Genomic DNA, 13,087 nt, shown 5'->3' on the forward strand with positions numbered 1-13,087 from the left:
AGCCTAGACGGCGATGACTGGATGCCCCGTGGGTGCGCCCGCCCCGATGCATCCGCCCGCCCACGACGACGGAGGGGCGCACGGCTTCTCGCCGTGCGCCCCTCCGTGAAGCAGCTGGTTACTTGGCAGCAGCCTTGAGCTTCGAACCGGCCGAGACCTTGACCGAGTAGCCGGCCGGGATCTCGATGGTCGCGCCCGTCTGCGGGTTGCGGCCGGTGCGCGCAGCGCGGTGCGTGCGCTCGACGGCGAGCCAGCCCGGGATGGAGACCTTGGTGCCCGAGCCCACGGAGTCGGCGAGCGCGTCGAACAGACCGCCGAGCACGGCGTCGACGGTGGCCTGGCTCTGGCCGGTCGACGCAGCGATCTTCGCGACGAGCTCGGTCTTGTTCAGCGACTTGTCAGCCATTGAATGTCCTCCTCGGACGTTCGCTGTATGCAACAGCATTGAGTTGAAATACTCGGGAACGATCGTTCAACCGCCCCCGTGGCCAACCGGCCGCCTCGAATGTAACAGAAAACCCCGGAAACACGCGGATTTCCGGGGTTTTCGGAGCCATCGGGCCCGGCGTGTCATGCGCCGGGCCCATCGGCTACTTCAGGAACTTGAACTTCGCCGTGTGCGTCGTGCCGTCGTCGAGCTGCAGCGCGAACGTGCCGCACTTGCCGGCCCACGCCTTGTCCGTCTTCCAGACGTACACGTACTGCCCGGCCACGGGGTCGTAGCTCAGGCTGCTCGCGCCCGCCGTGACAGTCGTCTCGATCACGTCGGTCTCGACGCCCGTCGCGCAGGCGGTGAACAGGAGCTTCGGGGAGCCGGCCGCGATGATGTCGAGCCCCTGGTCGCCGCCGAGGCTGAACTTCATCGGCACCGCGCTTCCCGCCTTCACGGAATTGACCACGCCGTCCATGTCGACCGGCCGGAAGAAGCCGTCGAAGTCGTAGATCACCGAGTAGTCGCACGAGACCTCGACCGAACGGTTGCCGGCATTGTCGACGGCCGTGCCCTCGGCGGCGACGGCGGTCTTCGCGCCGACGCTCGTGGTGTCGAGCGCGATCGACCCGCTCTCGGAGCCCGCGGCGACACCCGAGCCGCCCACCTCATCGGTCGCCGTCCACGTCGCCTCCGCGACGGACCCGAGGATGACGGGGCCGACCGGGCACACGAGCGTCACCACCGGCGGCGTCACGTCGACGACCGTGTAGGTGCAGGAGGCCTCGGCCGACGGGTTGCCCGCGTTGTCGAGCGCCGTGCCCTCCGGGGCGACGGCGACGAGGTCGACGCCGAGCGCGGACGTGTCGAGCAGGATCTGCCCGCTCTCGTACCCGGCGGCCACGCCGGAGCCGCCGTCCTCGTCGGTCGCGGTCCAGGTCGCGTACGCCTCCTCGCCCTGCGGGATCGGGTCGGTCGGGCACACGACGGTCACAACGGGCCCCGTCGTGTCGGCGGGGGTCTCGACGTCGCAGTCCACGACGGTCCAGCTGAGCGACACGGTCGCGTCGCGGTTCTTCGTGTCCCCGGTGAGCACCTTGCCGGTCGCCCGGTAGCTCACCGTGCCGCTGCCGGGGCCATCGGTACTGCCGGCCGTGACCGTGATGGTAGAGCTGGTCTGTGCGCTGTCGACGGTCGAGTTCTTGTCGAGGTCGGCCCAGCCGTCGGGCAGGGTGATGGTCGTCGGCGAGGGCTGCGTCGCTGAGACGTTCGACTGGGCGATTCGCGAGAAGCCCACGTCGGAGCCGCTCTGGAAGATCGTGGCGTCGCCGTTGCCGCCGCGATCGAGGTTCAGTTCGACGACGACGTCCTCGGTCGTGTTGCACTCGAGCTCTCCGAGGTCGATCTCGGGCGTCGAGACGACCAGGTCGTCGCTCGTGGTCCACTCGATGTCGTCGGCATAGGCGATCGCGCCCCCTCCGAGCACGAGCGCGGCGACCGCGGCCACCCCGGCGATCGATCTGCTCCAACCACTCCAGCGCTTCATCGAGCCACCCCTCCACTTTCGGCGGACGCATGCGCACGCATGCTCCTGCAAGTCCGTCAACGGTAGGGGTGAACCGGGCCGGCCGGGCAGGCCCCCGTGGTGGTGGCACCCGCACGGGGAATCCCCCGTTCCACCTCGTCGATGTACCCCGGTGCGAGCTTCAGAGACGCGAAGAGGGGCGCCCCGGAGAATCCGGAGCGCCCCTCTTCGTGAAGCGTGAAGCGTGAAGCGTGGAGCTACAGCTGCTTACCAGCTCGACTTGGTGATGCCGGGCAGCTCGCCACGGTGCGCCATGTCGCGGAAGCGGACACGCGAGATGCCGAACTTCGAGAGGTTGCCGCGGGGGCGACCGTCGATGGCGTCGCGCGAACGCACGCGCACCGGCGAGGCGTTGCGGGGAAGCTTCTGCAGGCCGACGCGGGCGGCCTCGCGGCTCTCGTCGGTGCCGTTCGGGTCGATGAGCGCCTTCTTCAGCTCGAGGCGCTTCGCCGCGTAGCGGTCGACGATCACCTTGCGCTGCTCGTTGCGCGCGATCTTGCTCTTCTTGGCCATGTCTTAGCGCTCCTCTCGGAAGTCGACGTGCTTGCGCACCACGGGGTCGTACTTCTTGAGCACGAGGCGGTCGGGGTTGTTGCGACGGTTCTTGCGGGTCACGTAGGTGTACCCGGTGCCGGCCGTCGAACGGAGCTTGATGATGGGACGGATGTCCTGCTGCTTCGCCATTAGAACTTCACCCCACGAGCCTGCATGTCACGAACGACGGCCTCGATGCCACGGGCGTCGATGACCTTGATGCCCTTGGCGGACACGTTGATCGTGATGTTCCGACGAAGCGACGGCACGTAGTACGTCTTCTTCTGCACGTTCGGGTCGAAGCGGCGCTTCGTCCGGCGGTGCGAGTGCGAGATGTTGTGTCCGAAGCCGGGAACGGCTCCGGTCACCTGGCACACTGCTGCCATTGGTCTTTCCTCCAATACCGAGGGGCGGATGCCCCTCCCAAGGTCTCTTGTCTGCTGACGCTCACACGCCGAACCGCGCGATTTCTCGCGATGATCGGGGTGGGATTGTCGCGGTCTGGGCAGTGGAAGTACCCAGCCAACGAGCCAGCTTACCAGACGGCCCGGTCGCGGCCGAAATCCGGCGGCCGGATGCCTCCGCGCCGGCGCCGCGTCGGACGTCGGCGTGGCGGCATCCCGAGCCGGATCAGGAGCCCGCGGCCGACGCCCGCTCCTCGCGGAGCACCGTGCGCCGCGACAGCACCGCCGCGACGAAGAAGCAGAGCGCGCCGATGACGGTGCCGAGGTTGGTCCAGAACAGGCTCACGAGGTCGCCGGTCGTCGGGACGACGTATGCGGCGACCGCCGAGACGCCGAAAGCGATCGAGCCGAGCATGTTGAGGCCGGTGCCGTGCCAGGTGCGGGCGTCGCGGTCCCACAGCTGCCCGCGGTCCCTCGTGGCGACGACGGCGAGGCCGCTCGACACGAGGAACGCGATCGAGCCGAGCATGTCGGGCCGCCAGCCGACGCCGACCGCGTCGGGCTGCTGCACGGCCGCGACGAGCGCCTGCCCCGTGCTCACGTTGAAGAAGAGCGTGCCGACGAACTGGATGGCCGCGGCGAACCAGTCGGCGCGGTCGGCGGCGTTCATGCCCCTTCGGGGCGGGCGACGGCCGCTGAGGCTCAGCTGGATGAACCCCGCCGTCGTGAACAGCAGCGAGCCGATGAAGAAGGTGACCGCGACGCCGACATCGCCCGCCCACTCGGCGTAGGCGGGCCAGGGACCGACGAAGAAGCAGATCGAGCCGAGCGCGAACCCCCATGCCTCGCGACGCAGGCGGCGGTCGGAGGGCGGCGCGTGCCGCTCCGGCGATGGCGTGTCGCGTGGCATGCCCTCATCTTGGCGCATGCGCGCCCCCGCCGGGGCGGCCGGGCCGCTACTTCGCATCGCCGGGCGACGCGGTCTCGACCACGAGGCCGAGGTCGCGCATCTCGCGCACCGACTTGCCCGCGAGCTTGCGGCCGAGCAGCGGTCGCCCGTTGCTGTGCTGGTAGACGCCCGCGGGCTCCTTCGCGAGCGGCTCCTCCCAGCCGCGGTAGAGGGCGATCACCCGCACGGTGAAGCCGATGACGAACGCGATGCCGGTGCTCACCCAGACGTTCAGGCCGAAGGCGTCGCAGACGATCCAGACGAGGCCGGTGAGCACCGCGATGCCGACGAACCACTCCCCGCGGATGAACTGCTTCGGCGGCACGCCGCTCGTGACGTCGATGAAGTAGCGGCCCGCCGTCGGGCCGACCACGGCGAGCGCGAGCGCCCCGAGGACGGGCAGCCCGGCCTCGACCGCCTTCTGCGCGCCCACGATCGCGTACCAGGGCAGCGAGAAGGAGGTCATGAACTGGAACAGCCCCTCGCGGAAGAGCTGCCCGCCCTTGAAGGCGATCGCGTAGCCGAGGAGCCCCGCGGCGAGGCAGAGCAGGATGTAGGCCGGGTTGGTGAGCGCCGACGGGACGTCGCCGAGGAGGACGTCGCGCGCGACGCCGCCGCCGATGCCGCCGACGAGCGCCATGAGCAGGATGCCGACGATGGTGTAGTTGCGATAGTGGTCGGGCCGGCGGGCGAGCAGCGCGCCGTTGAGGGCATTGGTGGTCGCCGCGATGAGGTCGATCGTCGTGAAGCTCCCCGTCCAGGTGAAGTCGCCGAACGTGATGGGAGTGGCGCTCAACTCGATGAGCATGACGGCCCTTTCTGTTGCTGCATGGAGTTCGTGATGGGTGGTGCCGGACGGCCCACGGGAAGCACCCGTGGGCCGTCCGTCGGGAGGCGCTCAGCCGGTCGTCGCCGGATCGCCCGGCGGGGCCGGCGACGCGGCCGGTGCAGCCGGTGCCGCCTCGTCCTCCTCGTGGGTGCCGCGCATCGCCTTCTCCGCGTCGGACCGCAGGTCCCAACTGGGGCGCCGGAACGCGTAGAAGAGCAGCGGCGGGAGGCCGAGCAGCAGGATGACGCCGAGCACCACGAGGGCGTACATGCCGGCCGACATCGAGTCGAAGCCGTCGGGCGGGATGAACGCGAGGCAGAACGCGGCGAGGCATCCGAGGAAGCCGACGCCGGCGATGAAGCCCATCGCGGGCACTCGGTACGTGCGCTTGACGTTCGGCTCCTTGCGGCGCAGCCGGATGGCGGCCGCGAACATCATCATGTACATGACGAGGTAGAGCGCCGCCGCCATGTCGACGAGGGCGATGAACGCCGAGTTCACGTTCGGGATGAAGATGAACATCGCCGCGAGCAGCGTGACGATCGTGCCCTGCAGCATGAGGATGCCCGACTGCACGCCCTCCTTGTTGCGCTTCTGGAGTCCGCGCGGCAGCAGGCCCGACTCGGCCGCGGCCAAGAGGCCCTTCGAGGGGCCGGCGATCCAGGTGAGCACCGAGGCGAGCGCGCCCGCCGCGATGAGCGCCGAGATGATCGGCGTCGCCCACGACATGCCGAACGTGTCGAAGTACTGCTGGAAGGCGAGCATGATGCCGTTCGTGAGCCCGAGGTCCTTGTTCGGCACGGCGATCGCGATCGCGATGGTCGGCAGGATGAACACCGCGAGGATGAGCACCGAGGCGAGCAGGATCGACTTGGGGTAGCCGCTGCCCGGGTTCTTCATCTGGTTCACGTGCACGGCGTTCACCTCCATGCCCGCGTAGGCGAGGATGTTCGAGACGATCAGCACGATCGACGCGATGCCCGTGAACGGCGGGATCATGTTCGCCGCGCCGAGCGGCACCTCGCTCGGTTCGCCCGTGCCCAGCCAGATGAAGCCGAAGACGATGAGCAGCCCCGCCGGGAAGAGCGTGCCGAGGATGCCGCCCCACGATCCGAGCTTCGCGAACAGGTTGCCGCCGCGCAGCGCGATGAGCGTCGAGCCCCAGTAGAGCACGAGGATGATGATCGCCGTGTAGAGGCCCGAGTTCGCGAGCGACGGGTCCATGAACACGAACGCGATCGCCGCCGCGATGAAGGCGATCTGCGTCGGGTACCAGACGACGTTCTGGATCCACTGCAGCCAGACGGCGGTGAAGCCCCAGCGGTTGCCGAAGGCCTCGCGCACCCAGACGTACACGCCGCCCTTCCACCCCGTCGCGAGCTCGGCCGCGACGAGCGCGGTCGGGATGAGGAAGAAGATCGCCGGAATGATGTAGAGCGTCACGCTGCCGAGCCCGTAGACCGCCATCGCCGGCAGCGAGCGCAGGCTCGCGACGACGACGACGGTGAGCAGGGCGAGCTGGCCGGCCCCGAGGTAGGCGGTGTGCGCCGTCTTCGGCGCCAGCGGGTGGTTCTTCCCGAGCCGTGGCGACTCGGTCGCCTGCTTCGTCATCTCACTCGCCTCCTAGTGGTGGAACGCGGGACGGTTGCCCTCGACGGGCATCGGCGACTCGAGCTGGTCGAGGTAGGCGGTCTCGGCCTGGATGTCGCGGAGCAGGTCCGCCGCGAGGTCCATGCTGAGCCCGTTGCGCACGACGATGCGCTGCACCGTGCGGTCGGCCATGTTGTCGGGCAGCGGGTACGCGGGCACGAGCCACCCCTTCTGCCGCAGGCGGTCCTGCAGGTGGTACAGGTTCCAGTTGTCGGTGTGCCCCGGCTTCAACCGCCAGGCGAAGACCGGGATGTCGGTGCCGTCGCTGATCAGCTCGAAGGCGCCGATCTCGGCGATGCCCTTGGAGAGGTACACCGCGACGTCCTGCGAGGCCTGCTGCACCGCGGCGTAGCCCTTCACGCCGAGCCGGAGGAACAGGAAGTACTGCAGCAGCACCTGCGCACCCGGGCGTGAGAAGTTGAGCGCGAGCGTCGGCATCGATCCGCCGAGGTAGCTCACCCGGAAGATGAGGTCGTCGGGCAGCACGTCGGCGGTGCGCCAGACGACCCAGCCGAGACCCGGGTAGACGAGCCCGTACTTGTGACCCGAGGTGTTGATCGAGTGCACGCGCGGCAGCCGGAAGTCCCATTCGAGGTCGGGCTGGATGAACGGCGCGATCATCGCACCCGAGGCGCCGTCGACGTGGATCGGGATGTCGAGTCCGGTCTTCTCCTGCAGCGCGTCGAGCGCCTCGGAGATCTGCTTGACCGGCTCGTACGCACCCGTGTACGTGACGCCCATGATCACGACGACGCCGATGGTGTTCTCGTCGATGTACTCCTCGAGCTGTGCACCGTCGAGCATCGGGTACTCGTCGCTCACCGGCACGTAGCGCGGCTCGACGTCGAAGTAGTTGCAGAACTTCTCCCAGCAGACCTGCACGGCGCTCGACATGACGAAGTTCGGCTTCGAGGCGTCCTTGCCGGCGGCCCGGCGGGCCTGCTGCCAGCGGCGCTTCATCGCGAGGCCGCCGAGCATGGCGGCCTCGGAGGAGCCGATCGTCGAGGTGCCGATCGTGCCGTCGGGGTCGGGCGAGTGCCACAGGTCGGCGAGCATGCGCCAGCACTTCTCCTCGATCGCCGCCGTCTGCGGGTACTCGTCCTTGTCGATCATGTTCTTGTCGAAGGCCTCGGTGTAGAGCGCCTTGGCCTCGTCGTCCATCCACGTCGTCACGAAGGTCGCCAGATTGAGCCTCGCGTTGCCGTCGAGCATGACCTCGTCGCGGATGATCTGGTACGCGGTCTGCGGCAGCGACTCGTTCTCGGGGATGCGGTGCCCCGTGGTGACCGTCGCCTCCCCCGGTCGCGCGAACCTCGGCGTGTATTCGTTGTCGAGCTGCTCGGTCATCGTCATCCCTCCGTGCGTTGCCGGGCGCGATGTCGGCGCGACATCGCGGAGCGCGATCGGGAGGAGCCGTTCCCCCGAACGTCGCATCCGCTCGCGATGCTATTCCTCGACGGGTGGCGACCGTGTCACGCAGATCGCATGAACCGCGCGCCGTGCATGACCCTCGTTCGGGGGGTGCCCGTCCCCCGAACGGCGAGCTCGCCGCCCTCGGGCGAGCATGGGGAGTGCTGCCCATTCAGTCGATTCGGCCGAACGGTTAGCCTCGTTGAAGTCCCCCGATCGGGGCTGACGAAGGTTTCTACGGATGGGGTTGATGATGGCTGATTTCAAGGCGTCGTACGGTGAGATGGAGTCGATGGCGGGCCGTCTCGACACGGGTCGTGAGGAGATCGGCGACGTGCTGCGTCGCCTGAAGGACGACGTCGACCGTCTGCTCGGTGACGACTTCAAGACGCAGCACGCGTCGGGCAAGTTCGGTGAGGGGTACACCGAGCTGACCACGGGTCTGGAGAAGGCGATCGAGGGCATCAGCGACATGGGCGAGTCCCTGCGCAAGATGATGCAGGCCATCAAGGACACCGACCAGGCCCTCGCCGGCAACTAGTCCCCACGCAGCCGAAGGCCGCGCCGCCCACCGATCCCGGTTCCGGCGGCGCGGCCTCGATCTTCGACCAGCTGACGATCTTCCACCAGGGGGTGCGGAATGCCCGACGTGTATCTGAACATGCAGGAGCTCGACGCGGTGCTCTCGGGGCTCAAGACCTCGATCACCGAGTTCGACGAGGCCGGCGACGTGTCGAACGGCATCCAGGACGCGATCGGTCGTCCCGACGGGCGCGGCTCGCTGCGCTCGCGCGTCGACGACTTCGAGTCGGACTGGAACCACACGCGCGACGAGCTGAAGTCGAGCCTGGACGAGATCCGCCAGCACCTGCAGGACATCATCGACGGCTGGAAGGACTGGGACGAGGAGGCGGCCGCCGCGCTGCAGTCCAACGGTCCCGACAACGACCCGGCCGCCCACCAGCCGCGATAGGAGCCGACGATGACGCTCATCTCCCCCCAGCACCACGTGCTCCGCCGTCTCGAGGGCCGCCCCGACGACATCGAGCAGTACGGACGCGACCTCGAATCGGCGGCGGCGGTCATGACGACGACGGCGAACCAGCTCAAGAAGATCAGCGAGGGCACCCGCGACATCGCGATCGCCGTGTCGGTCGACAAGATCCGCGAGAAGGCGGGCGACACCTACCCCGACCTCGAGAAGGCGTCGACCAGGTACCACGACACCGGCGCCGTCCTCATCAGGTACGGCGGCGCGCTCCGCACCGCGCAGAACACGATCCACCCGCTCATCGACGACATCCAGACCGCGCACGGCGACGTCGACGACGCCCGCGAGACCGAGCGCGACGCCCGCCGCAAGGTGCGCGACAACGGGATCACGATGCCGTGGGAGGACGAGGTCAGCGACCAGCAGAAGCACGCCGACCAGGCGACGCTCGACGGCGCCGAGGGTGCGACCGGTCGGGCGGAGGCCCATCTCGAGCAGCTCTGGGGCCAGTTCGACCGCGCCTTCTCGACGTGGTCCGATGCCTACGACGACGCGGTCGACGGCATCGAGGACGCCTTCGACGCGGCCGACAACAACGACGCCTGGGGTGAGGACCTGCTGCCGATCCTCGGCTGGATCGCCGTCGGGCTCGCCGTCGTCGCGCTGTTCGTGACCGGGCCGATCGCGCTCGCGATCGCCGCCATCGGCGCCGTCGTCGCGGCGGTGATGCTCACGATCAACCTCCTCAAGTTCGCGAAGGGCCGAGGCAACTGGCTCGATCTCACGATGTCGATCGTCGGGCTCATCCCGTTCGCGCGACCCCTGATCCAGGGCGCCCGCGCCGGGCTCGCCGGACTCCGCGGAACCACGGCGCTGTTCAGCGCCGGTCGCGGCATCCTGCGCACCTCGATCCGCGCCGGCCTGCCGCGCTGGGGCATCACGCCGCTCTCGGGCGGCCCCTTCCGCATGCTCGCCCAGGGCACCGGCAACCTCTTCAAGGGCGTCGGCAACGGGGTCATGAACCTCGGTGCGAGGCTTCGGTACGGTGGACTGATGACCGAGTTCCGCCTGAAGGACCTGTTCGTCACACGTCCCGTGATGAACCTGCTCCGCGGCGGACACAACTCGGTGACGAGCTTCTCGAACTTCCTGCTCTCGGGCGGTGGTCGCGGCACGGCGGCGGCGCAGGCCTGGGCGGCGTCCCGCGAGGTCAGCTCGGCGGCACCGTCGGCATTCTCCGCCATCGCCAACAAGTTCGAGTCGGCCGGCACCTGGCTCGCGAACTCCGACTTCATGGGCTCGGCGGTCAACTCCGACTACGCCGACCTGCGCGGGATCTTCGCGCAGTGAAGCGTCGCTCCGGATCCCCGTTCGACTACGACGTCGGCGACAAGGCCGATCAACGTCGTGAAGGCCGGGTGACCCGTGCGGTCCTTCCGACGACGCTGGGGCTCGTCGGCTACGGGGTGGTCATCGCCGTCACGGTGCTCAACCTGCTGGTCTCGGGCATCCCGAACCTCGCCACCGGCACCACGGCGTGGGACTCGGACCAGCCCTTCCCACTCATCATGGTGCCGTCATGGCTCATCCTCGCGCTGTCGTGCCTCCCGCTGCTGACGACCGCGCTCATCTGGCGCAACGTCGACGAGCGGCACGGTCCGCTGCTGTCGAACCTGCTCACCTTCTTCTGCACGGCCTACTTGCTGCTCCCGCTGCTCCTCGCCGGCACCTATGCGGAGCCGAGCCCCTTCGCGAACGGCGACCGTACATACGGCTGGCACTGGATCGGCACAGTGCTCGTGCTCGCCGCGATCGTCGCGATGATCGTGCGACGGGTCACCCTGCGCAAGACGGCCGTGCCCCAACGCGAGTTCGATTCGTTCGAGGAGGAGGAGATCGCCCTCCGACGCAAGGCGCGGACGAACCGCAAGATCCGCGAGACGCTCGACGAGCGTCTCGCCGAGCTCCATGCGCGCGAGGCGGCGGCGAAGGCGGCCGCCGAGGGCGTTATCGGGCCGACCCCGTCGGGCACGACCGATCGGAGCACCGATGGCTGACGCCGCGACCGCACCCCGCGGCATCGGGTTCTCGATGCTGTTCCCCCCGGGCTGGCGCGAGTTCCGCGCCGACGCCGCCGGCGAGGCCGAGCTCACCGAGCTCGCGACCGCGGCCGCCCGCGAGGCGGGTCGAGCCGACGTCGTGCTCGCCATCCGCCAGTACGTGCACCGCATGTTCGACGGGCTCCGGCGGCGCAGGGCGATCGGCGTGCACCTGCCCGTCGAGACCCTCGCGGGCGGCGCGCTTCCGGTGTCGCTGACCGTCGTACCGGTGCGCGTCGCGGCGGGTTCGACGCTCGCGCGGACGGTCGGCACGATCTCGGGCGGCAACCCGGTCGAGGAGCTGCCGGTCGACGACACGACCTGGTTCCGCTGGGAGGAGCGCAGCGACGAGCTCGACGGCGACCGCGACGCGATCTCGACGTCGCTGCACTACGTGCTCCCGCGTCCCGGCGGCGACGGCGAGGCCGGCCTGCAGCTCATCTACGCGCTCGTGGCCCTCGCCGAGGACCGCGGCAGCGACGAGACCCGCGCGCTCGAGTCCCTCGGGCACGGCATCATCGGCACCTTCCAGTGGGGGCGTGCGCAGTGATCGACTACGTGATCGAGCTCGACGACGACCTCTGGATCGGCATCCCGCCCGGATTCCCCTATGGGCAGTGGGACGACGCGGCCTCGTGGGCCGCCGACCTCGCCGCCGCGGCGGTTCCCGACGACGCCGAACGGCGCGAGCGGTTCGAGACGGCCGCCCTCGGCGTGGCGGGCGTCCACCCGCCGGGCGTCGACCACGTGCTGTGGTTCGCCCCGGCCGACGGCAGCACGATGGGCATCGCGTTCCTCACGGTCGCCGACGCCGCGGGCGAGACGGTCGACCTCGAGGCGCTCGCGCGGCACGAGCTCGACTCGCAGACGCCGCCGCAGCTGACGCGGCATCCCTCGCAGGTGTTCGGCACGGTCGTGCAGTCGGCGACGACGATCCGGCTCGCCGACGTCGCCGACGGCGTCGCGGACGGCGATGCCGGCCATGCCGATCCCGAGGCCGGACGCGTGTCCGGCGTCGCCGGCAGCATCCGCACCGTCGCCGCGGCCCGCGACGCGGTCTTCATGCTCAACGCCGTCGACGAGGACCTGGCGACGCTCGGCCTCATGCAGCCCGAGATGGTCGACCTCTTCGAGCGGATCCGCCTGCTCGACGGACCCGACGAGATCGCGGGCGCGGTGCGACGCCTCAGGGGCGACGCCTGAGCGCACGGTTCCGCACGCAGGCGCATCGACGGCGGGTGACGGAAGGCCGCGAGCCGTCCGTCACCCGCCGTGGTCAGGTCAGCAGCGGTGGACGCACCTAGTCGGTGAGCCCGTCGACGTAGTCGCGGTTGTCGTCGATCCACTGCTCGACGACGGGGCCGTAGTCGTCGGAGTCGGACTCGTTGAACATCGCGTTCTCGAGTGAGAACAGCAGCTCGCTGTCCATCTCGAAGTCCTCGAGCCAGCCGCGGAGCGTCGGGAACGACTCCGCGAAGCTCTTGCCGCCGAACGCGTGGATGCCCTCGGCGTCACCGAGTGCGCCCTCGGGGTCGTCGAGGTCCTTGATCGGGAACGCGTCGTACGCCCAGTGCGGGCGCCAGAGCGTGACGGCGATGTTCTCCCCCGCCTTCGTCGCGGCCGTGAGCTCGGCGAGCATCGCGGGTGTCGAGCTCGTGAGGTACTCCATCTTCTCGAGGCCGTACGCCGGGATCACCTCGTCTTCGGTCACCCGGTTGAGTCCCGAGCCGGGCTCGATGCCCACGAGGCGGTTGCCGAACAGGTCGGCCTTCGCGGCGAGCTCGTCGAGCGAGTCGACCGGGGCGTCCTCGTTGACCGCGATCGTGAGCTTCGCGTCCTCGTTCCAGGCGCCCAGGTCGACGAGGTCGTCGCCGTACTGCTCGATGTAGTCGGCGTGGGTGATCGGCAGCCAGGTGTCGAGGGTCACGTCGTAGTCGTCGGTCGTGAGGCCCGAGTAGACGGGCGCGGGGTCGGCGTACTCGAGGGTCACGTCGTACCCCTGCTCGGTGAGCACGGCCTTCCACAGCTCGCTCGCGGCGATGCCCTCGTCCCAGCCGTTGAACACGGCGATCGTGACGTCCTTGCGGTCGCCGTTGTCGAGCGTCTCCGCCGCGGCGCCGCCGGCGCAGCCGCTGAGTGCGAGCGCGGAGACCGCGCCGAGTGCGAGTGCTCCGGTGAGCATGCGCTTCTTCATGTGATTCCTTTC

General features: G+C 69.3%; 16 protein-coding genes. 6 read left to right on the forward strand and 10 right to left on the reverse strand.

Features of this window, described 5'->3' with window-relative positions; all coding sequences use genetic code 11:
* Nucleotides 1-118: 118 nt before the first annotated feature.
* The 9 genes from AC3RJ6_RS00640 to gad all read right to left on the reverse strand — a co-directional run bounded on the left by AC3RJ6_RS00640 (nucleotide 119) and on the right by gad (nucleotide 7,728).
* Nucleotides 119-406 carry an HU family DNA-binding protein gene (locus AC3RJ6_RS00640; RefSeq protein WP_231429330.1) on the reverse strand — a complete coding sequence of 96 codons (288 nt, stop codon included), beginning with the start codon at nucleotides 404-406 and terminating at the stop codon, nucleotides 119-121.
* Nucleotides 407-590: 184 nt separating this feature from the next.
* Entirely contained in the window at nucleotides 591-1,976 is a 1,386-nt protein-coding gene (locus AC3RJ6_RS00645) for a PxKF domain-containing protein (protein ID WP_491424908.1), read from the reverse strand.
* Between the two features lie 246 nt (nucleotides 1,977-2,222).
* A complete protein-coding gene (gene rpsN, locus AC3RJ6_RS00650) occupies nucleotides 2,223-2,528 on the reverse strand; it encodes a 30S ribosomal protein S14 (protein WP_244856183.1) in 306 nt (101 codons plus the stop codon).
* A gap of 3 nt (nucleotides 2,529-2,531) precedes the next feature.
* The gene (rpmG, locus tag AC3RJ6_RS00655; RefSeq protein WP_021760158.1) at nucleotides 2,532-2,699 is read right to left on the reverse strand and encodes a 50S ribosomal protein L33; all 168 of its coding nucleotides are present in this window, start codon (nucleotides 2,697-2,699) and stop codon (nucleotides 2,532-2,534) included.
* Nucleotides 2,699-2,935, reverse strand: a complete 237-nt coding sequence (gene rpmB / locus AC3RJ6_RS00660; RefSeq protein ID WP_491424909.1) for a 50S ribosomal protein L28 — start codon at nucleotides 2,933-2,935, stop codon at nucleotides 2,699-2,701. Before rpmB ends, rpmG begins: the two co-directional genes overlap by 1 nt.
* A 244-nt stretch (nucleotides 2,936-3,179) precedes the next feature.
* On the reverse strand, nucleotides 3,180-3,863 hold the full coding sequence (locus tag AC3RJ6_RS00665; protein WP_491424910.1) for a hypothetical protein: 684 nt from the start codon (nucleotides 3,861-3,863) through the stop codon (nucleotides 3,180-3,182).
* Between the two features lie 46 nt (nucleotides 3,864-3,909).
* Entirely contained in the window at nucleotides 3,910-4,698 is a 789-nt protein-coding gene (locus tag AC3RJ6_RS00670) for a trimeric intracellular cation channel family protein (RefSeq protein WP_491424911.1), read from the reverse strand.
* 102 nt (nucleotides 4,699-4,800) lie between these two features.
* Complete coding sequence (gadC, locus tag AC3RJ6_RS00675) at nucleotides 4,801-6,342, reverse strand: glutamate/gamma-aminobutyrate antiporter GadC (protein WP_491424912.1); 1,542 nt, start codon at nucleotides 6,340-6,342, stop codon at nucleotides 4,801-4,803.
* A gap of 12 nt (nucleotides 6,343-6,354) precedes the next feature.
* On the reverse strand, nucleotides 6,355-7,728 hold the full coding sequence (gene gad, locus AC3RJ6_RS00680; protein ID WP_491424913.1) for a glutamate decarboxylase: 1,374 nt from the start codon (nucleotides 7,726-7,728) through the stop codon (nucleotides 6,355-6,357).
* Nucleotides 7,729-8,041: 313 nt separating this feature from the next.
* Here gad and AC3RJ6_RS00685 point away from each other — a divergent pair, with 313 nt between their 5' ends.
* The 6 genes from AC3RJ6_RS00685 to AC3RJ6_RS00710 all read left to right on the forward strand — a co-directional run bounded on the left by AC3RJ6_RS00685 (nucleotide 8,042) and on the right by AC3RJ6_RS00710 (nucleotide 12,084).
* Nucleotides 8,042-8,332, forward strand: coding sequence for a WXG100 family type VII secretion target (locus tag AC3RJ6_RS00685; RefSeq protein WP_491424914.1), 291 nt, complete (start codon nucleotides 8,042-8,044; stop codon nucleotides 8,330-8,332).
* A gap of 99 nt (nucleotides 8,333-8,431) precedes the next feature.
* A complete protein-coding gene (locus tag AC3RJ6_RS00690; RefSeq protein ID WP_491424915.1) occupies nucleotides 8,432-8,764 on the forward strand; it encodes a hypothetical protein in 333 nt (110 codons plus the stop codon).
* Nucleotides 8,765-8,773: 9 nt separating this feature from the next.
* The gene (locus AC3RJ6_RS00695) at nucleotides 8,774-10,132 is read left to right on the forward strand and encodes a hypothetical protein (protein ID WP_491424916.1); all 1,359 of its coding nucleotides are present in this window, start codon (nucleotides 8,774-8,776) and stop codon (nucleotides 10,130-10,132) included.
* On the forward strand, nucleotides 10,129-10,839 hold the full coding sequence (locus AC3RJ6_RS00700; RefSeq protein ID WP_491424917.1) for a hypothetical protein: 711 nt from the start codon (nucleotides 10,129-10,131) through the stop codon (nucleotides 10,837-10,839). The genes AC3RJ6_RS00695 and AC3RJ6_RS00700 overlap by 4 nt, the downstream gene beginning before the upstream one ends.
* The gene (locus tag AC3RJ6_RS00705) at nucleotides 10,832-11,431 is read left to right on the forward strand and encodes a hypothetical protein (RefSeq protein WP_491424918.1); all 600 of its coding nucleotides are present in this window, start codon (nucleotides 10,832-10,834) and stop codon (nucleotides 11,429-11,431) included. The genes AC3RJ6_RS00700 and AC3RJ6_RS00705 overlap by 8 nt, the downstream gene beginning before the upstream one ends.
* Nucleotides 11,428-12,084 (forward strand): hypothetical protein, encoded by a 657-nt coding sequence (locus AC3RJ6_RS00710; RefSeq protein WP_491424919.1) that lies wholly within the window; start codon nucleotides 11,428-11,430, stop codon nucleotides 12,082-12,084. Before AC3RJ6_RS00705 ends, AC3RJ6_RS00710 begins: the two co-directional genes overlap by 4 nt.
* A 97-nt stretch (nucleotides 12,085-12,181) precedes the next feature.
* Here the strand turns inward: AC3RJ6_RS00710 and AC3RJ6_RS00715 are convergent, their stop codons facing one another.
* Entirely contained in the window at nucleotides 12,182-13,075 is an 894-nt protein-coding gene (locus AC3RJ6_RS00715) for a glycine betaine ABC transporter substrate-binding protein (RefSeq protein WP_491424920.1), read from the reverse strand.
* Nucleotides 13,076-13,087: the final 12 nt, after the last annotated feature.

The organism is Agromyces cucurbitae, assembly GCF_058349945.1.